Origin of the sequence: Acinetobacter sp. ANC 7912, from assembly GCF_039862785.1 — a bacterium.
GTDB classification, from domain to species: Bacteria; Pseudomonadota; Gammaproteobacteria; order Pseudomonadales; family Moraxellaceae; genus Acinetobacter; species Acinetobacter thermotolerans.
In genome coordinates this window covers 1,053,641-1,073,643 of the sequence record NZ_CP156795.1, presented here as the reverse complement: position 1 = coordinate 1,073,643, position 20,003 = coordinate 1,053,641, and the positions used below count along the sequence as shown (strand labels likewise).

At 43.0% G+C, this 20,003-nt stretch carries 17 protein-coding genes, 1 tRNA gene and 1 pseudogene; 12 read left to right on the top strand and 7 right to left on the bottom strand.

The features are described 5' to 3' along the window. Positions 1 to 284: 284 nt before the first annotated feature. From ABEF84_RS05310 to ABEF84_RS05280, 7 genes are all read left to right on the top strand, one after another. Positions 285 to 869: an aminodeoxychorismate/anthranilate synthase component II gene (locus ABEF84_RS05310; RefSeq protein WP_034582995.1), complete on the top strand. Its 585-nt coding sequence runs from the start codon at positions 285 to 287 to the stop codon at positions 867 to 869. A 17-nt stretch (positions 870 to 886) separates the two neighbouring features. Beyond that, the gene (gene trpD, locus ABEF84_RS05305) at positions 887 to 1,933 is read left to right on the top strand and encodes an anthranilate phosphoribosyltransferase (RefSeq protein WP_034582999.1); all 1,047 of its coding nucleotides are present in this window, start codon (positions 887 to 889) and stop codon (positions 1,931 to 1,933) included. Positions 1,934 to 1,954: 21 nt separating this feature from the next. Further along, the gene (gene trpC, locus ABEF84_RS05300) at positions 1,955 to 2,761 is read left to right on the top strand and encodes an indole-3-glycerol phosphate synthase TrpC (protein ID WP_034582993.1); all 807 of its coding nucleotides are present in this window, start codon (positions 1,955 to 1,957) and stop codon (positions 2,759 to 2,761) included. A 393-nt stretch (positions 2,762 to 3,154) separates the two neighbouring features. Further along, positions 3,155 to 3,835: a Smr/MutS family protein gene (locus ABEF84_RS05295; RefSeq protein ID WP_347454356.1), complete on the top strand. Its 681-nt coding sequence runs from the start codon at positions 3,155 to 3,157 to the stop codon at positions 3,833 to 3,835. A 93-nt stretch (positions 3,836 to 3,928) separates the two neighbouring features. Continuing rightward, complete coding sequence (folE, locus tag ABEF84_RS05290) at positions 3,929 to 4,477, top strand: GTP cyclohydrolase I FolE (protein WP_347454976.1); 549 nt, start codon at positions 3,929 to 3,931, stop codon at positions 4,475 to 4,477. Between the two features lie 89 nt (positions 4,478 to 4,566). Beyond that, positions 4,567 to 4,926 (top strand): cupin domain-containing protein, encoded by a 360-nt coding sequence (locus ABEF84_RS05285; protein ID WP_034582983.1) that lies wholly within the window; start codon positions 4,567 to 4,569, stop codon positions 4,924 to 4,926. Between the two features lie 201 nt (positions 4,927 to 5,127). Continuing rightward, positions 5,128 to 5,688, top strand: a complete 561-nt coding sequence (locus ABEF84_RS05280) for a DUF4385 domain-containing protein (RefSeq protein ID WP_347454357.1) — start codon at positions 5,128 to 5,130, stop codon at positions 5,686 to 5,688. Here the strand turns inward: ABEF84_RS05280 and ABEF84_RS05275 are convergent. The 3 genes and pseudogenes from ABEF84_RS05275 to ABEF84_RS05265 form a co-directional block, all read right to left on the bottom strand. Continuing rightward, a pseudogene (locus tag ABEF84_RS05275) lies at positions 5,689 to 7,093 on the bottom strand (diguanylate cyclase). 177 nt (positions 7,094 to 7,270) lie between these two features. Further along, the gene (locus ABEF84_RS05270) at positions 7,271 to 9,154 is read right to left on the bottom strand and encodes a DUF4105 domain-containing protein (RefSeq protein ID WP_347454978.1); all 1,884 of its coding nucleotides are present in this window, start codon (positions 9,152 to 9,154) and stop codon (positions 7,271 to 7,273) included. 68 nt (positions 9,155 to 9,222) lie between these two features. Continuing rightward, positions 9,223 to 9,693, bottom strand: a complete 471-nt coding sequence (locus tag ABEF84_RS05265) for a DUF3015 family protein (protein ID WP_347454358.1) — start codon at positions 9,691 to 9,693, stop codon at positions 9,223 to 9,225. 103 nt (positions 9,694 to 9,796) lie between these two features. On the opposite strand from ABEF84_RS05265, the gene ABEF84_RS05260 reads away from it, so the two are divergent. Continuing rightward, positions 9,797 to 10,759: an IS30-like element IS18 family transposase gene (locus ABEF84_RS05260; RefSeq protein ID WP_075174500.1), complete on the top strand. Its 963-nt coding sequence runs from the start codon at positions 9,797 to 9,799 to the stop codon at positions 10,757 to 10,759. 168 nt (positions 10,760 to 10,927) lie between these two features. Here ABEF84_RS05260 and ABEF84_RS05255 read toward each other — a convergent pair whose 3' ends face one another. Both ABEF84_RS05255 and hemE read right to left on the bottom strand, forming a co-directional pair. After that, positions 10,928 to 11,728, bottom strand: coding sequence for a DUF817 family protein (locus tag ABEF84_RS05255; protein WP_347454359.1), 801 nt, complete (start codon positions 11,726 to 11,728; stop codon positions 10,928 to 10,930). A 10-nt stretch (positions 11,729 to 11,738) separates the two neighbouring features. Further along, positions 11,739 to 12,809, bottom strand: a complete 1,071-nt coding sequence (hemE, locus tag ABEF84_RS05250; RefSeq protein WP_347455623.1) for a uroporphyrinogen decarboxylase — start codon at positions 12,807 to 12,809, stop codon at positions 11,739 to 11,741. A 198-nt stretch (positions 12,810 to 13,007) separates the two neighbouring features. Between hemE and ABEF84_RS05245 the strand changes: the two genes are divergently transcribed. The 4 genes from ABEF84_RS05245 to ABEF84_RS05230 all read left to right on the top strand — a co-directional run bounded on the left by ABEF84_RS05245 (position 13,008) and on the right by ABEF84_RS05230 (position 17,667). Next, positions 13,008 to 14,231 (top strand): L,D-transpeptidase, encoded by a 1,224-nt coding sequence (locus tag ABEF84_RS05245; protein ID WP_347453785.1) that lies wholly within the window; start codon positions 13,008 to 13,010, stop codon positions 14,229 to 14,231. A 101-nt stretch (positions 14,232 to 14,332) separates the two neighbouring features. Then, a protein-coding gene (locus ABEF84_RS05240) for an IS3 family transposase (protein WP_347454443.1) occupies positions 14,333 to 15,555 on the top strand; the annotation gives its coding sequence in 2 pieces (ribosomal slippage) (positions 14,333 to 14,669 and positions 14,669 to 15,555; 1,224 coding nt in all). Between the two features lie 155 nt (positions 15,556 to 15,710). Further along, positions 15,711 to 16,418 (top strand): pirin family protein, encoded by a 708-nt coding sequence (locus ABEF84_RS05235; RefSeq protein ID WP_347455621.1) that lies wholly within the window; start codon positions 15,711 to 15,713, stop codon positions 16,416 to 16,418. A gap of 268 nt (positions 16,419 to 16,686) precedes the next feature. Next, complete coding sequence (locus tag ABEF84_RS05230; protein ID WP_347456272.1) at positions 16,687 to 17,667, top strand: class I SAM-dependent methyltransferase; 981 nt, start codon at positions 16,687 to 16,689, stop codon at positions 17,665 to 17,667. 80 nt (positions 17,668 to 17,747) lie between these two features. Here the strand turns inward: ABEF84_RS05230 and ABEF84_RS05225 are convergent. Further along, positions 17,748 to 17,838 (bottom strand) — tRNA-Ser (locus ABEF84_RS05225). An 87-nt stretch (positions 17,839 to 17,925) separates the two neighbouring features. Continuing rightward, complete coding sequence (locus tag ABEF84_RS05220) at positions 17,926 to 19,962, bottom strand: FAD-dependent oxidoreductase (protein ID WP_034584514.1); 2,037 nt, start codon at positions 19,960 to 19,962, stop codon at positions 17,926 to 17,928. Positions 19,963 to 20,003 lie beyond the last annotated feature (41 nt).

The window sequence follows — 20,003 nt, the reverse complement described above, 5'->3', positions numbered from 1 at the left end:
CATATAAATAGATTTAACTTACTATTAGTTATTTACTCACAAGTTCATAGTATTCTTTATCAATTATGCCTTATCAACCTTGTGCATTTACTTAAGCAGAAAAATTGGGCAAATTGTTGCGCAGAAGTTTCAGATAATTTGCTATGATGATCATCGCTTTATTTTCACACAATGAAATCAACGGCTTAGTTTGATTCTTTCAAACGGTCCAAGCCAGCCACAATAAAGCGTAATCTAGATTACCCAAGCACGTTTAAGTGCATTAATTTCAATAGGTTAAGCTCATGCTTTTAATGATCGACAACTATGACTCCTTTACTTACAACATCGTCCAGTACTTTGGCGAGCTGAATCAGGAAGTAAAAGTAGTCCGTAATGATGCCGTGACTTTGGAAGATATTGAGCGATGGCAACCGAAGTATTTGGTCATTGGTCCTGGCCCTTGTTCACCAAGTGAAGCAGGCATTTCCATTCCTGCCATCCAGCAGTTTGCCGGAAAAATTCCGTTACTGGGTGTCTGTCTGGGCCATCAGAGTATCGGACAGGCTTTTGGCGGCAATATCGTGCGTGCCAAACGTGTGATGCATGGTCGCCTGTCTGATATGTATCACAGCGACAAAGGCATTTTCAGCAACCTGCCATCACCATTTTCAGCGACCCGTTATCACTCGCTGGTGATTGATCAGGCGACTTTACCGGAGTGTCTGGAAGTGACCTGCTGGACCAATGAAGAAGATGGTTCGATGGAAGAAATCATGGGGGTGAAACATAAGACATTGCCGGTCGAAGGCGTGCAGTTCCACCCTGAATCCATCCTGAGCCAGCATGGCCATCAAATCTTTAAAAACTTTCTTGAAATTTATGCCTAATGAGTGAAGTGCTAAACATGAATATTCAACAAGCGTTAAGCAACATTACTAAAAACATCCACCTGACTCAGGAACAAATGGAAGACGTGATGCGTACCATCATGTCAGGTGAAGCAACCGATGCCCAAATTGGCGCCCTGCTGATGGGTCTACGCCTGAAAGGCGAAAGCATTGATGAGATTACCGCTGCAGCGCGTGTTATGCGTGAATTCGCAACTAAAATTGATGTCAGCGATGTCCCAAATCTGGTTGATATCGTCGGTACTGGTGGTGACGGACAGAACCTGTTTAACGTCTCAACCGCCTCTGCATTTGTAATTGCAGCTGCCGGTGCCAATATTGCCAAACACGGTAACCGCGGTGTTTCCACTAAATCAGGCTCTTCAGACCTGCTGGAACAGGCAGGTATTAACCTGGATCTAAATATGCAGCAAACTGAACGCTGTATCCGCGAAATCGGTGTCGGCTTCCTGTTTGCACCGAACCATCACAAAGCGATGAAATACGCGATTGGTCCACGTAAGGAACTGGGAATTCGCAGTATTTTCAACCTGCTTGGCCCACTGACCAATCCAGCCGGAGTGAAACGTTTGGTCATCGGGGTATTCTCGAATGAACTGTGCCGCCCAATTGCAGAAGTGATGAAACAGCTCGGTGCCGAACATGTCATGGTGGTGCATTCCCGTGATGGTCTGGATGAAATCAGTCTGGCTTCTTCCACTTATGTAGCGGAACTAAAAGACGGTGAAATTATTGAATGGGAAATCACCCCTGAATCTGTCGGTATCGCTTCACAGACCCTGACTGGGCTGATTATTGAGAACTCTGCGGAAAGTCTGAAACTGATTAAAGACGCTCTCGGCAAGAAAAAATCACCGATCGGTGAAAAAGCCGCAGATATGATTGCTTTGAACGCCGGTGCCGGTATTTATGTGTCTGGCCTGACCACGAGCTATAAGCAAGGTGTAGCACTGGCACATGACATCATCTACGGCGGTCAAGCGCTGGAGAAAATGGGTATTCTCGGTGAATTCACCAAAACTTTAAAACAGTACGAAGCTTAAGACGGCAGGAATTAAAAGATCATGGTTGATATTGCAAATACGATTCTCGGTAAAATTATCGATCGTAAAAAAGAAGAATTTGCTGCTCGTCTTAAGCAAAAAAGCTATAAGGATGTGGAAGAGCTGGCACAAGCTGCAACACCCGTGCGTGGTTTTGCCCAGTCACTACAATCTAAACGTCCTGGCGTGATTGCGGAAATCAAGAAAGCTTCTCCTTCCAAAGGCGTGATTCGCGAAAACTTTAATCCAGCAGAAATTGCGGCTCAGTATCAGGAAGCAGGTGCTGCCTGCCTTTCAGTTTTGACTGATGTAGATTTCTTCCAGGGTGCGGATGAAAATATTCAAATTGCCCGTTCACACTGCGACCTGCCTGCCCTGCGCAAAGACTTCCTGATTGACCCGTATGGTGTGATTGAAGCGCGCGCCTTGCATGCTGACTGTATCCTGCTGATTGTGGCATGTCTGTCTGATCAGCAACTGGAAGAAATGTCGAAGACTGCCTTTGAACACAATCTGGATGTACTGGTTGAAGTACATAACGAAGAAGAGTTAGGACGTGCTTTAAAACTTTCAGAGCGTTGCCTGCTTGGCGTGAATAACCGTAACCTGAAAACCTTTGATGTAGACTTGAATACTTCACTGCGTCTAAAAGAGTTGCTAGATCCATCACGTCTGCTGGTCACTGAAAGTGGTATTGCTACCCCTGCAGATGTCGCCATGATGCAGGAACATGACATTCATGCCTTCCTAGTTGGTGAAAGCTTTATGAAGCAGCCACGCCCAGATCATGCTTTCCGTGAACTGTTCGGTGCGCCTGAAACGGTTTAAATATCTTAAGTCAGGGCAAATTTCGTTTTGCCCTGATTTTATCTCTGCTAAATGGCAATAATACTCTATTCGCCCTCTTTTCTTATCCAAATTTAACAGCACTAACAAGCAAATATTCCAGCAATAAAAAGCATGAAATAAGACAGATCACTCATAGGTATTATTTAGACCAATAACTACAATATAAAACTCAGCCTGTTTTTTAAATAAAGGTTAAAACAGCAAAGATCAAAAGCTAAAATTCCAATCTGTTCTCATTATTTTTATATAAAGATCAATTTAATATTTACCTGAATAAAATACCCATAATGTGTGAATGCAATTCAGTTCTCATTTTCCCCATTCAGGACTATAATTTATGGATATTTTTCATATCTTCCACGTTTTTTCATTATGAGCAAACACGATTCTTCACTTACCAAAGATCAGTTCAATCTGCTAAAACAGTTTAAAAAGCAGATCATCACTCCTGCGCGGGTCGTGGCTGAAAAACCTGTGGTAAAAACACCTGAGCAGGAACAGGAAGACGACCTGGAACTGTTCCGCAAGCAGATGCAAGGTGTGCAGAAGATCGACAGCAGCAATATTGCCAAAATTGACAAGCCTGCCAAGAAAAAACTGGATGCCCAAACTTTGGCGAAACGTGCTGCGGCTGAAGGCCCGATGGAAACGGACAATACGGTTCTGTCCGATACCCAGGCGATGCTGAATCCGGTCGGCAGTCAGGCTGCACTGAGCTATCGTATCGCGACCTTACAACACAAAGTCTTTGAAGATCTGAAAGCGGGCAACCTGCGCTGGTATGAAGCGGTGGATCTGCATGGCTGTACCGTAGAAGAAGCTCGCGTCGCAGTGCTGCAAATTATTCAGATGGCGAAAGATGAAAATCAGAACGTCATCAAGATCGTCCATGGTAAAGGTCCGGAAGCCATTTTAAAAACTTATGTGAATGGCTGGTTGCGTCAGCACCGTGATGTTCTGGCCTTTGTCAGTGCGCCTGAAAATCAGGGTGGCACCGGTGCCGTGCTGGTTCTGCTCAAGCGTGCAGAAAAGAATCCAAAGTTTAAACAGTAATCGGAATTGACTCCAAATTAAGGCATTGTAATAGTTTTCTGCTACAATGCCGTCCTTGTTCTTTCTCAGTGTAAGTGAATACGTCATATGACTATGCAGCAATCCTACGCAAACATTCTTACTGCCGTTGGTGAAGATTTAAATCGCCCTGGTCTCAAAGATACGCCTATGCGTGCTGCCAAAGCCTTTTCGTATTTGACTTCTGGTTATAGTCAAACGCTGGAAGAAGTCACTAACAATGCCGTTTTTCCGTCTGATAACCGTGAAATGGTATTGGTGAAAAATATCGAATTTTATTCACTGTGCGAACATCATTTATTGCCATTTTATGGCCGTGTTCACATTGCCTATCTACCTGAAGGTCAAGTATTAGGTCTGTCTAAATTTGCCCGTATTACGGAAATGTTTGCCCGTCGTCTGCAGATTCAGGAAAACCTGACCAAGCAGATCGCAGATGCCGTAGCTGAAGTGACTGGCGCACGTGGTGTTGCAGTCGTGATTGACTCTGCACATATGTGTATGATGATGCGTGGTGTAGGCAAACAGGAATCAACCACCCGTACCGTATCTTTTGTCGGCGATTTCAAAACCAATAAAGAAGAACGTCGTGAATTCCTGAGCGCAGTGCCTGAAGGCTACTAAATATATCAATTTCAAAAGCCTCAACACTTGTTGGGGCTTTTTTATTTGTGTTTTAATTCCGCAAATTTGAATATTTTTAAGGAATTAGCATGTCAGCAATTTGGTTAGCCGGCCAAGGATTAACACACAGCGAAGCCACCATTGACTATCCCCGTCCTGACCGCTTGGTCAATGGTAATCCGAAACGTACCACCTACAGTTTATATGAACATCCCAACGTGAACTGCGGCATCTGGGAATGTGAAGTCGGCGCCTGGAATATTGTATTTGCCGAGAATAAACAGGAATTCTTTAATGTCATTGAAGGCGTAGTTCGCCTGCATAATACCGATAAAACAAGTTATGTTGAAATCAGAAGCGGTGAAGCTGGAGTAATCCCACCTGGTTTTATCGGTACCTTTGAAGTCGTGGAACAAGTGAAAAAATATTTTGTGGTGGTTGAAGTTTAAAACCTGCATCTGCAGGTTTTTTTCTTCTTATAATTTTATTGGCCAATTTTTCTCTACATAGTCTTACAGAATTCCTGCTCTTCTTTTCTTCAATATCGCCTACATTCTTTTTAGTATTTTTCATAAATTTGAACTGCTATTTTTTATCTCTATGACCATGCCTCAAAAAATGAGAAAAATAAAATTAATATCAGGATAAATATGACTAGAAAGAGCCAATCTGCCACTGTTCCACGGCGACCGTCACGAGTACAATCAGATAGCTTTGACTATACGCTGGATTTTGACCAGATTAATTTTAGAGAACATCCTGAACTGTATCGTATTGGTCGTGGTGAACAGGGTGTGCTTTCTGTCGAACCGTATAAGTCAGAAATCCTGCCTCATTGGCGATTTGCGGATGAAGAAAAAGCTAAAGAAAGCAGCACAAAAATTTATACCATGTTCTTGGACTATCTGAATAAGGAAGATTTTGTCGGTGCCGATATGGCACGTAAATTTCTGCAGATGGGCTATACCCGGGCACGACGCTATGCCAATCATAAAGGCGGCAAGAAATATGCTGGTCCAGTACCCAAAGATAAAAAAGGTTTAAGTGGTGCCCATGGTCGAGCAGAATTACCACGCCAGCAGGAAGATCCGGTAAAGGCTGCGGCAGCCCGAATCTTCAAACAAAAATGGGATGAAGCACGGCTCCATCCCACCTATATCCAACAGAAAGAGAAATTCCTAAACTGGATTCAATCTCTACAATCAGATTAATCAAGCCATAGGAATAGCAGACTTCGCAGAAGTATCAGGACCATTCTTAAGCAAGTACACTCGATTTCGACCAGTATTTTTTTGCGGCGTATAAGGCAGCATCCGCACTATCCAGGAATTTCTGATAGTCTGGGTGACCATCATAGATGGCACAACCAATACTTACGGTACATTTAAACTGGATGCCTTGTGCTGTAGTGAGCAGGCCTGACTCAATACATTTCCGGATATTTTCTGCAATGCCGAGTGCCCGCTGCTGATCGGTATCGACCAGCAACAGCAGGAATTCTTCCCCACCGACCCGGAATGCATAGTCACTGCCACGGCTGTATTTCTGGATATTTTCCGAAATACATTTCAGAGCCAGATCTCCAGCGGCATGGCCAAACTTATCATTGATGGTTTTAAAGAAATCAGCATCTAAGGCGAGTAAAGCCAGTGGCGTACGGTTTTGGCGCGCATAGGTAATTTCACGCGAAACAATCGTATTCAGATAACGGCGATTAAGGAGTTGGGTCAATGAATCATTGCCATTTTCAATATATTCGGCCACCTGGAACAGCTGGTCGATCAAGTGCTGCACTTCACGATTCAGCTCCCGAATATGCTGGATCAGCTCCAATTTTTGTTCTTTATTCGAAGACTCAGCCAATGCCTGATTCAGCTTGTCGACTTCGTAAATCCGGTCAATGATCAGCTGAGCCTGATCGGAACCAGTAAAGGCATAAGAGGCTTTATGAATAAACCACAGACCAAATTCAGATTTGGATAACATCGGATGACGGAAATTTTCTTGGCCAGAAAAGACTTTGAACATCAACTCATTTTCCCAATCCAGTAATGAGCCGCGCTGTTTATCTTTCTGTACCGCTACGTCCTGCATCGCAGAAAATAAACGGTAACTGTGCTTGATTTCCTGGTTCTTGGCTGTACGAGCTTCATAAGAACGGCACATGATCTCGGTCGCCAAACCGGTGATCTGCATGAGATAGCTGCAGGCAGACAAAGTTAATAACTGTGAATTTTCCTCTAACAGTTCAAAAATCTTACGATTAATTTCCCGGATCCCGCGCATGATCAGCCAGCCCGGAATCCCAACCCGTGCATGTACATGGCCCACGGTATGCTGTTTTTTTACCGCCTGTAAAAAATGCTTGTTAATGCCGACACTGAAACTTTCAATCAGCCATTGATGCAGGGTATTCCGCAGGCGCTGCTGAATGAGAATATCGGAAAAGAATTCTGCTGATTCTTTTTCCAGCAGCATCTGTTTATAGAACTCTTCAACCAGAACCGGGGCATTATCTTGAATAAATTGAAAAGCATGGAGCAGATCATCTGATGAATAGTTCTGACAGATCTGCTGCCACTGCTCAGCTAACATATCCATACATTCATTGTCCATACTCAAATACCCCAAAAGATTAAGTGAACAATATAGCAAATTTAAATCAATCTTCTACCCTACCCATCTATATTTTTTATTAATCAGGGCTTAATTTAATCAATAAATGCACCCATTTTGATGGACTTTAACTGTATGGAATCTAATATTTTTTAGATATATTACTCAATTTTTCACTTAAAAATAGTGAATAAAGTTCAAGAACGTTGACTGCCAGTCTAGCTTGTCTTGTTGCTGATACTGCCAGCCGATGCGAATGGCATTTTGTGTATTGAACGCATATTGCGCCTGAGTATTCAGATTCAGCATCCATTCATGACTGTCATGCCAGTACGGCAGTTCTAGCTGTACCAGGCTTTGAATATTTGACGTCCAACTATTTTGACAACCGACCGTCGGCCCGATGCCTGCTCGCCAGCCCTGATCCAAAGCTTTGCCCAACTGAACATGGTTTTGTAGCTGTCCGTAGCACAAATGGTTGCGTGCATCATCTGCCAGGCTAAAGCCAAACTGTGTCTTTAAACCGAATACCCCGTGCTGTTCATCTTCACTAAACTGGCCATCATGCAGTGCCTCCTGTTGCCAGCCCAAGTTAAATCCCCAAGACAACGGCGTTTTAAATGGCGTCACCGGACTATAGGCATTGACAGTGAGTACATCCAGATGTTTTAGCTTAAGCTGATCTTCACGGTATTGCAGACTACCATCGAAAAGTACCAGTTGTGTTCCAATACGATAGCCACCGAGTGGATCCATCAGGTCATGATAGGCCTGCCGGTGACCGATTTCGATGATTTTTTTGCCTTGAACTTCGCCGGTTTTAAGTGAGAAATTACGTGCTGCATGTCCTTGTACCGGATCAGTTTCTGGTGTCGAGACTTGCAGTCGCTGACGTTCAAAAGGCAGCTGGCTTCGCTGAATCAGAAGCTGACGTAATCTTGGCTGGGCAATTTTGGGATCAACTTTCTGACCGATAAACTGTAGGTACAGATCATCATAGGCCATCTCCAAAATTTTGGCCTGATCCTGTGTTGAATAAGATGCTAATAAACTTTGATCCTGATTCTGCGCTGCTAATGCTAATTCATGTGCTGTGCGGGCAAGTTTATGACCATGCTGTGCTGCCTGTGCATTCAGCTGGGTTTCCAGTGCCGGGCGATAGACTACATCTTTAATCAGTTTTTGTTGCTGAATCGCTTTAATGGTTTCCACGGGAATGGCAGCAACTTTAAATTTTTCCTGCAAGTTTGCTTCTGGCCGTACCAGATCAATCAAGCCTAATAAACGGTAAGCACAATTGTCCTGCACAAAATAGTAGGGAAACTGTACATGCTTCATTTCCCAGATATGCTGCACCAGAAATTGGGTTTCTTCTGGCGTTAAGGTGAGTTCATATTCCCACAGATCTCGACTTTCAAAATCACCATATTCTTTAACCTTACGATAATAAGGCATCAGGGAATATTCACCGGGATATTGCCCGGTTAAACCTTTCCAGGCATAGGACCAGCTCTGCTCTCCCTCAACCGTTGCAGCATAATTCACCGCATAAGAAACCAGTTTCAGTTCAGCCTGATCTTTGGGATCGAGTCGTAGCAAGGTATGCCCAAACATCGAGCTGGGATTACCCATAAAATCGGTGGCATAAATCAGGGTTGCTTTATACGGCTTGATCTCGGAAAGCCACTGATCCAGTTCTGAACATTCTGTTTTTGGCAATGCATCAGCAGGAATCTGCAGTTTCTGGATAAGAAATTGACTGCGTGCTGGGAAACGGCATTGAATAGACTGATCTGGTTCAGCCTCATGAAATAAAGCTTTAATATTCTCTGCAAGTTCTGCCTTTAAATTCTTTTGCCCTTCAGGATGATAAAAATAGCCGGCATAGCTAACTTCACTTTGCCCATTTTCACCTGCATACATTAAACGTTTCCAGGTGATGTCCTGATCAAGTCGCCGGTTTTCCGCCTGCTGGATATATTGTTCTGCAAGATTTGCATAAATAGTAGAACTAAAACAACTAATTAAAATGCTGGAACAGGTAAATACGCAGGACTTCATCTGAATCATGACTTTCTCATTTTTTGGACATAAAAAAACCCTGCCATCAGACAGGGTTTTCGGGCAGATTAAACGTAAGCTTTCAGCACGTCGTCATTTGCCATCACTTGTTGCAGAGATGCCAAAACGTCTAGAGAAGTTTCATTTTCTGCTGCATAGATTTGAGAGAAGTTATTTTTAGATACGCTAAAGAAACGTGCCTTATCTTCAGATTTGATATTCAGCAATTCAGCCAGTACATTCAGGCTTTCACCTTCACCGACTGCCATATCACGTGCCAGCGCTTCAGCATTTTCATTGGTAAAAGTTACCACTTTTGCAGTAATTGTACCGGTACCGCTACAGCCTAAAGTACCAAAGGTAATACCGAATAACTGGTTAGCGAAGATACCATTCGTTGTTGCTGCCAGGATTTTTGGCAATTTACCTGATTGGCCTGCCCATACCTGAGTACCAATACCACAACCTGTGTCACGGTCAGCAAAAGCAGCTGTTGAACCGACTGCCAATACTGCAGCCAAAGCAATTTTTTTTAACACGCAAATTCAAATCCCAAGTGCGACACATTTGTAATTAGTTGAAAAAGTTAGGTGTATTCATAGAATCATTAGACTTTTTCAACTCGCAATTGGAAAGCACACAATGAAGAAATACACCCAACTTTCTCAAGATGAAAGATACGAAATTTATGCTACTTTGAAAAGTAAAAGCTCAATCGCTAACCTTGCTCGGGAGTTAGGGCGTTCACGATCAACCATCTACCGTGAATTAAAAAGAAATACTGGGCAACGTGGATATAGGGCTCAACAGGCAGCTAAATTTGCAAGTCAAAGACGGTACCGTCCTTCCTCATCAATGACAGCATTTGCCTTCGCCTATATTGATTATTTAATTGGCTTGGACTGGTCACCAGAACAAATTTCAGGTGCTTTAACACAACGCGGTTGGCTGGATGTACCTTCACATGAGTGGATTTACCAGTACATTTATCAAGATAAATCAAAAGGCGGTAAACTCCATCTACACTTAAGGCATCAGAAGAAATATCGAAAACGAGGTTACAAAAACACGGATCGTAGGGGGCAAATCATTGATAAAACAAGTATTCACTGTCGAGACCAGGTCATTGATCAACGACAACGTTTAGGAGATTTCGAAGGTGACACGGTGATTGGTAAACATCATAAAGGTGCTTTATTAACCCTTGTTGATCGAAAGAGCCTGTATGTACATATTGTTCATTTAGGATCAACGAGAGCATCCTCTCAAACGATTACTTGTGCGTTAGATCGTTTACGAATGAGCCATGCTTATAGTGTGACATTTGATAATGGTAAAGAATTTTCCGAACACAAAAGAATTACTGATGCCGGGATAGAGACGTATTTTGCTGATCCTTACAAGTCTATTCAGCGAGCTAGAAATGAAAATACGAATGGTTTAATCCGTCAATATCTGCCAAAATCATCATCGTTTGATGACGTGTCAAACGAACAAATAGAGCAGATAGAATTTGCACTCAACCATCGTCCTAGAAAAACGCTAGGTTGGTATACACCGAGTGAAGTTATGGCTGGTTTTTATACTGTTGCACTTGCCGCTTGAATCCGCCACATTCATCATTCTCCAGAAAAATTTTTATAAAGCTTTCTTGTTAATGCATTTTTGTGTATTTGTGATTACACGCTGTTAGATTATCGAGAAGTTAGACATATGGCAAAACAAATTTGCTCATTTTTTCATCTTTAATATTCTGTGCATTCATCAGCGATTTTAGCTTTTCAGCTTCCAGTTTCCTTGCTGATCACGAATACCTAAAATCTTCATTACTAATACCAGACTTAACAATAACAGCAGATACCAGGAACCCAGTTTGGCCCAACCGACCATATGCCATTTCTCTACCTGACTTGGATAGAGCCAGATCTGATAGAAAGTACTAATGTTTTCCGCAATCCAGATAATAAAAGCCAGTAATGCTAATACAGGTAACATTGGTAATTGAAAGGTATGCTGATTCAACTGAAAACGGATACGGGTGTTCCAGAAAATTATCACACTCCATATAAAGAGAATGATGCGGTAATCCGGAATAAAAAACTTGCTCATGAAGTTGATATAAGACAACACTGCCAATGCCAGCATATTGGTAAAGCTTGGCAGTCGTTCAAAAGACACCTGAAATAAACGTAATGAACGGGCAAAGAAGCTGCCGACAGCTGAATACATAAAACCAGCAAACAACGGCACGGTCAAAATCTTGAAGATCGCTGGTTGCGGATATTGCCAGGAAGCGATTGCCGGATGGGTCAGGAAAATTTCCATACCCATCGCCAGAATATGGAATAGTGCAATTACCCGAGCTTCTGCCCAAGATTCTAATTTGGCATAGAGTAAAATGACCTGAATGATCAGCGCATAAAACAGCAGATAGTCATAACGGTAGAAACCATAAAACAGCTCACTCCCCATCGAAGCACTAACCGCAAAAGCCAGCAGAAGCAGAATCCCAAATAAGGCAGCCGAAGCTGCCTTAAATGAAAATTCCAACCCTGATTTGAATAGGTTGATCAAGGTTTACATCCTAAAGATATTTGGCACTGTACTCATGCACGGTATCAATAAACACTTTAGGGTTTGCCGGATCGACCCATTGGGTAATACCATGGCCGAGGTTTGCCACATAACCGGTTTTTTCACCATTCGCGTAAGCATCGTCTAGCATCAGCTTGGTCGCTTTGGCAATCGCTTCAGGTGAACCATACAGCGTTGCTGGATCCAAGTTACCTTGCAGCGCTGCACGACCCGCCACGGTCTGTCGGGCAACATTGAGTGGGGTGGTCCAATCCAGTCCAAAAGCATCTGCGCCAGTCGCCACCATTGGCTCAAGCCATTGCCCACCACCTTTGGTAAACAGAATCACTGGTACCTTGCGACCGTCTTTTTCACGCTGCAAACCTGCCACGATTTTTTGCATATAATTGAGTGAAAATTCAATATATTCACGATGAGCCAGTGCCCCACCCCAGCTGTCAAAAATCTGCACGGCTTGAGCACCGGCATCAATCTGCGCATTCAGGTATTCAGTTACCGCATCCGCCAGACGTTCCAGCAAGGCATGCAGCACTTCTGGCTGAGAATACATCATCTGTTTGGTAAAACGGAATTCCTTGCTCGATCCACCTTCCACCATATAGGTTGCCAATGTCCAAGGACTACCCGAGAAACCAATCAAAGGTACCTGACCACCTAAAGCAGAACGAATCGTAGAGACTGCATTCATAACATAGTCCAGATCGGCTTTGGCATTAAACTTAGGTAAATTCGCCACATCCTGCTCGGTACGCACAGTTTTGTGGAACTTTGGCCCTTCACCTGCTTCAAAATAGAGGCCTAGTCCTAAAGCATCCGGAACGGTTAAAATATCCGAGAACAGAATCGCAGCATCCAGCTCATAACGGCGTAAAGGCTGCAGGGTCACTTCACAGGCAAAGTCAGTATTTTTGCAAAGTGACAGAAAATCCCCTGCTTTGGCCCGAGTTTCGCGATATTCTGGTAAATAACGACCCGCCTGACGCATCATCCATACTGGCGTGGTATCTACAGGCTCACGTAACAATGCACGCAGAAAACGATCATTTTTTAAGGTCGTCATTCACATTCCCATCAATCTTTGACATTCGGGACATCATAACAAAAAGCCCGCTTTTTTAATAACTTCACATTACTTTAAAAATCGATCATGATAAGCAGCTAATGTGTTGTTTCACAAAACAACTACTGCATCTACATAGTTTTTCTGTAATACTTATTACGTTATTTAAATAGTTTATGAATAATTAGGTTGAATTACATGTTCGTTCGCACAATGCTCGCCATGAGTTTAAGTTGCATCTTTGCAGGTACTGCTTTCGCTGCTTCTGCTACTGAACAGCCACTAAATCCCCAAAAAGTAGTGACCGATGTTGCGGTTCAAGATCCAATTGATCCGCTTGCTACAGAAGCATCAGCAGCCAAGTCTGGAGATGCGAAAATTACGGCTCAGGAGCAGCGCGAGCTGAATCAGTCTTCTGAGACCTTAGATGACCTGCAGGAAGCAGAAGATACTGACGCTGCTATTGGTGCTGCACCAACTGTATCATCAAAAACTATTGCAACGACTGCGAATAAAGCGTCATGGACGCTGGAAGGCCTGAACAATGCCGAATGGTATGAAAATATTGGTAAAGGCCAATTCCCTGTCTATGCACGTGCGCATGTAATGCTGAACAATGCCCATGCTTCACCAGGTGCGATTGACGGGACTAGCGGTAAAAATACCCTGAAAGCGATTGCTTCATTCCAGCAAATGAATGGCATCAAGCCAACAGGTGAACTGACCAAAGAAACTTGGGATAAGCTGGTGGCCCTGCAAGGCAATAAACCAGCGTTTATTGAATACACTATTACCGAGGAAGACCTGAAAGTTCCTCTGGCAAAATCAATTCCAGGCGACTACGCTCTGCAAGCGAAAATGCCAGGCTTGTACTACACCAGCCGCACCGAAATGTTTGGTGAAAAATTCCATATGGATGAAGCGTTCCTGAAACAGTTGAATCCAGGTGCGAACTTCAACAAAGCAGGTCAAAAGATTATCGTGACCAATGTGCGTAACAACCTGTCTGAAGACATTCACCTGATTGTGGCACACAAAGGTGCAAAACAGCTGTATCTGTTTAACAGTAAAAATCAGATGGTCGGTTCTTTCCCGGCAACCATTGGTGGTACCGATACCCCATCACCAACGGGTACTCATAAAGTGGTCGGTGTAGCACGTAATCCTCATTACAGCTACTCACCTTCTAACTTTGTACAAGGTAAAAACCTGAAACCACTGACTTTACCACCTGGTCCAAATGGTCCTGTAGGGAATATCTGGATTGCACTCAGTAAAAAATCATTTGGTATTCACGGTACACCAAATCCATCAATGATTTCTAAATCATACTCACATGGCTGTATCCGTCTGACCAACTGGGATGCAAATGACTTGGGTCGTAAAGTGAAAGCAGGTGCTACCGTTCGCTTTGTCGAATAATCATCTGCTCATCTAAATAAAAGCCTGCTTTCGAGTGGGCTTTTTCATTTTTGGAAAATGTCCCGTCCTGAAATAAGTTTACACCTTAAGAGACTTATTTTATGGAACATAAACGAGAACAACGAGTTAAACGTACACAACGTGACTATAGCTTTGCCTTTAAAATGATGGTGGTACATGAAGTAGAAAAAGGGCAAATTACTTATAAGCAAGCTCAGGCAAAATATGGTATTCAAGGAAGATCAACTGTGCTGGTATGGTTACGCAAGCACGGACAACAGGACTGGACTTCGAATATGCCGACTTCTTCTAAACGCCAATTGACACCCCAACAACGAATCCGCCAATTAGAAAAGCAGTTAGCCGCAGAAAAGCTTAAAACTGAATTTATTCAGGATGTGATTTATCACATTGATAAAGAATGTGGGACTGATCTTGGAAAAAAGTATACCGAGCACGTTTCAAAGATTGGCAAAGCCAAAGAAGACTAAGCGTTTCACGTTATTGTCAGTGGTTGGGAATCACCCGACAAGCTTATTATCAAGCAGAAAAACGTGCTCAAATGACTGCACAAGCAACTGAACAAATACTTGAGTTGGTTATGGAATATCGCTGTCTCATGCCAAGTATCGGAACACGTAAGCTGTATTGGCTTATTAAAGGCAAATTGTTGCAACGTGGTTTAAAGTGTGGATGGGATCAGTTATTTAAAATATTGAAAGAAAATAACTTATTGATTCGCCCTAAGCGTCGCTATACAAAAACTACGGATAGCAAGCATTGGATGAAGAAGCATCCAAATTTATTAAAGGATTATTCAGCAGTGCAAGCCAATGAAGTCTTTGTTAGTGATATTACCTATGTTGAGAGTGCTGAAGGTGTGCATTATTTATCCTTGGTGACAGATGCTTATACCCGACAGATTAAAGGTTATAAGTTATCGAATGATATGCGTGCGGAGAATGTTGTGCAGGCTCTACATATGGCGATGCAGCAAGCGACAGATCGAGCGACTAGGATGATTCATCATTCAGATAGAGGTGCTCAATATTGCTCTGAGCTATATCAATCGGCATTGCGCCATTATGGGATATGTCCTTCCATGACAGATGGCAAGGACTGTTATCAGAATGCATTAGCAGAGCGAATTAATGGAATATTAAAGCAGGAGTTTTTAACCACGCGATGTCAAACCATGAAGGAGTTAGATCACTTAATTGCGGAATCTATCATGATTTACAATTGTTATAGACCGCATTTAAGTTTAAATATGAACACCCCGAATCAGATGTATGAGCAAACAAAAACCGAGCTAATTGCTTAACTCGGTTTGAAGTGGAATACTGTCAATCTATTTCAGGACAAGACAAAATGATTGCATCGTTGCAAATCTGCAATGATCTGTCGCATGAATATGCTTTTTAGAAAATGAGTACAACGCTAAGATGAACGCATGTTAGAAAAATGATGAGATCAAAAATGGATGCTTTCCTGCATAAAAGTGAAAACCGTGGTCATGTCAAAATGGGCTGGCTGGAATCACGCCACAGCTTTTCCTTTGGCAACTGGTATAACCCCAATTATAGGGGCGTCAGTGCCTTACGCGTAATCAATGATGACCTGATTGACGCACATCAGGGCTTTGGTCAACATCCGCATGACAATATGGAAATCCTGACCTGCGTGCTAAAAGGTACCATTACCCATCAGGACAGCATGGGCAACCATGGTGGCATTTCTGCTGGTGAATGGCAACTGATGAGTGCGGGTGCTGGTGTTCGTCATAGTGAAATGAATCAGGGTGATGAACAGGTACATTTACTGCAAATCTGGATTATTCCGAATGAACGAGATGCCGAGCCAAACTACCAACAGATTCGTCTTGATCCACGCGAACAGCCTAATCAGTGGCATCTGATTTGTGGGCCAAATACCAATGCACCGATGCATATTCGTCAGAATGCTGAAGTCAAAACCGCAGTGATTGAACAAGGTCGTGCCCTGCCAATCAAAGCTACCCAATACATTAACTATGTACATGTAATTGAAGGTAGTGTGCAGATTGGTGAATATACCTTAAATGCCGGTGACGCCTTAGCATTCCTTGAAGAGGTTGAAATAAAAGCTTTGGAAAATGCACAACTGATCTGGTTTGATCTACCAGAAGTCAAACACCAAGATTCTTAAAAATGTTTTAGATGACGATTGATCAATTTGGTTAATCGTCATGCTTGCATTAACAAAATAATATTGAAATTAGCTTAGGCTATTTTTTATTTTAGAAAATAAATCATACCAAGACACGTTATATCTTTACCGAAGCCTATCCTTTTTTAAGTAAAAATATTTCAACTTTACCTTTAACCAGGGTATCTCATTTTCCTATCTGGTCATTTTCAGCCAAACAACCTCAGTATTACAACTTTAATTCTAAGAATCAGAAGAGAACACCCTTATGAACCAGATCTTAGATATACAAACCAGCCAACAACAGGCTTTACTGTATTTATTAACTTTCTTAAAACAGCATAATTATCAGTTTACTACTATCACCCCTTTGTCCCATCAGCGCATCCTCAACCGTAAACGTCATCAAGCGTCTCAAGAAATGACCTTGCGAGATATTTTTGGCTGGAATCTGCCTTTTCAAAAAACTGATCTTGATTCAGAACTTTTTGCAATTTTGGATCAGCACTTTCTCTTGCAAAAACAGGGAGAACATTATTCGAGTTTAGTCCGGGTTTCTTCACTCGAAGATGATCTTTTTATCCATTCTGCTTTTCCAACAGTTGAACAAGATGCGGTATTTTTTGGTCCGGATACCTATCGCTTTGCCTATCATTTAAAACAATATTTAGCCAGCCAATCACGACCATTTAAACGGGCTGTAGAATTATGTTGTGGGACTTCAGCAGCTGCCGTAGCAATTGCCAAAAAATTTCCAAACTATAATGAATTAATTGTGGCTGACTTGAATCCTAAGGCACTGAACTATAGCCAAATGAATATCAATTTTGCTGGCTTAAAAAATATTTATCCAGTCCAAAGTAATTTATTCTCAAATATTGAAGGAAAGTTTGACCTGATTTTTGTCAATCCTCCTTATCTGATTGATCCGCAGCAACGTCATTATCGGCATGGTGGTCATGAAATGGATGGTTGTGATTTGGCTTTTCAGATTATCAAGAAAGGGATTCAACGCCTGAACTCTCAAGGGCATTTGTTTTTATATACTGGTGTTCCGATCCACCAATCTGGCAACCGCTTTTTGCAATGTTTAGAAGAATTAATGGCACAACAGAAAAATATCAGCTGGTTTTATGAAGAAATTGATCCGGATATCTTTGGGGAAGAGTTAGAACAACCAAGTTATCAGCATATAGAAAGGATTGCTTTGGCGTTGGTGAAAATAAAAAGAGTGATCTGTCAATATTAAAAAATCTATAAAGCCAAATTTATGTACTTCAAAATTTTAGACAATAAAAAAACCCAGTCTTTCGACTGGGTTTTCATATCTGGCGGAAGCGGTGAGATTCGAACTCACGGAGGGGTATAAGCCCTCGTCGGTTTTCAAGACCGGTGCATTAAACCGCTCTGCCACGCTTCCATGTGCGCAATCATACGGAGCTTTTCGGCAACTGACAAGTGAAAATTACAGTGAATGCAATCAACTGCATATAGTTTCATCAAATCCTTACAAACTGGCTGCCAATTCTGCCCCTTCACGAATCGCACGCTTGGCGTCCAGTTCCGCAGCCAGTTTAGCACCACCAATAATATGGTAATTGGCCAAAGTTTTCTGCCCTTCTGCAGGCATTAGATCTTTGACTGACTCCTGTCCGGCACAGACTACGATAGTATCGACACGCAGCAACTGGTCATGACCATCCACTTCCACCCATAAACCTTCATCAGTAATCGCTTTATACTGCACACCACGCAGCATACGTACGCCATGTTTTTTCAACTGAGCACGATGCACCCAGCCTGTGGTTTTACCCAGACCTGCACCGAGCGGTGTAGTCTTACGTTGCAGCAGATAGATTTCCCGAACTGGTGGCTCAATTTTAGCAGGTTGAAAACCTCCCTCACTAATGTAATGCGGATTGGGATCTACCCCCCATTCTCGTTTCCAGTCATCCAGAGGTTGTGGCTGCGGCTGGTGTGGAGGTTTAAGTAAGAACTCTGATACATCAAATCCAATTCCACCCGCACCGATCACTGCGACACGATTACCAACATTGGCACCATTCAACACTTCTACATAAGAAAGTACTTGTGGCGCATCACTGCCTGGAATTGTGAGAGCACGTGGAATCACGCCAGTGGCAATAATCACTTCATCAAAACCTTCACGTTCCAGCTGTTCACGATTGACCTGGGTATTTAGACGGACTTCAACCTTGTTCTTTTCCAGCTGAACTTTGAAATAGCGAATCGTTTCGTGAAACTCTTCTTTGCCTGGAATCACTTTCGCCAGATTAAACTGTCCGCCAACATCATTGGTCGCTTCAAACAAAGTGACATCATGACCACGCCCTGCAGCGACTGTTGCTGCTGACATGCCTGCAACTCCACCACCGACAACGGCGATGCGTTTTGGCTTTTTGGTTTTGACATAGACCAGTTCAGTTTCATAACCGGCACGCGGATTGACCAGACAGGTCACGCGTTTATTTTTAAAGGTATGATCGAGACAAGCCTGGTTACAGGCGATACAGGTATTAATCTCATCAACACGATTGGTCGCAGTTTTATTAACCCAGAATGCATCAGCCAGTAATGGACGTGCCATCTGTACCATATCTGCCTGACCGGAAGCCAGAATTTCCTCAGCCGTTTCCGGCATATTAATTCGGTTGGATGCAATCACAGGAACAGAGACATTTTTCTTCACTTCTGCGGTGTAATCCACAAATGCGGCACGCGGTACAGAAGTGACAATGGTTGGAATTCGTGCTTCATGCCAGCCAATCCCGGTATTCAGCAAGGTAATCCCAGCTTTTTCCAGTGCTTTCGCAACGGTAATGACTTCATCCATGGTATTGCCATCATGCACCAAATCCAGTATGGACAAACGGAAGCAGATAATAAATTTCTCACCAATCTCGGCACGAATGGCTTTGACAATCTCTACCGGAAAGCGCATGCGATTTTCAATCGAACCACCCCAGCGGTCAGTGCGCTGATTGACATGCCGGCTCAGGAACTGGTTAATCAAATAGCCTTCTGAACCCATAATTTCCACGCCATCATAACCGGCTTTTTTCGCTAGATTGGCGGTTTTCACATAATCCTGAATGGTGTCGAGAATCTGTTTTTCGGAAAGCTGACGTGGCTTGAAAGGAGAAATCGGCGATTTAATTGGACTCGCAGAGACTACAAAAGGTTGGTAGCCATAACGACCGGCATGCAGGATCTGTAATAATATTTTCGCGCCATGCTTATGTACAGCATGCGTCACCAGCCGGTGCGGTGCAACATCACCCAGCGAATTCATGGTTCCACCGGCAGGCAACAACCAGCCCTGACGGTTTGGGGAAATCCCCCCTGTAATGAGCAGGCCTACGCCCCCTTTGGCGCGCTCCCCAAAATAGGCCGCCAGTTTCGGGTAATTATAAAAACGATCTTCCAGCCCGGTATGCATCGACCCCATCACTACCCGATTCTTGATCGTGGTAAACCCCAGATGAAGCGGTTTTAAAATATTCGCATAACGAGTCGTTGTCATGACTAATCCCTTTCATTATGGCTTTGCAACTTGTTGCATTC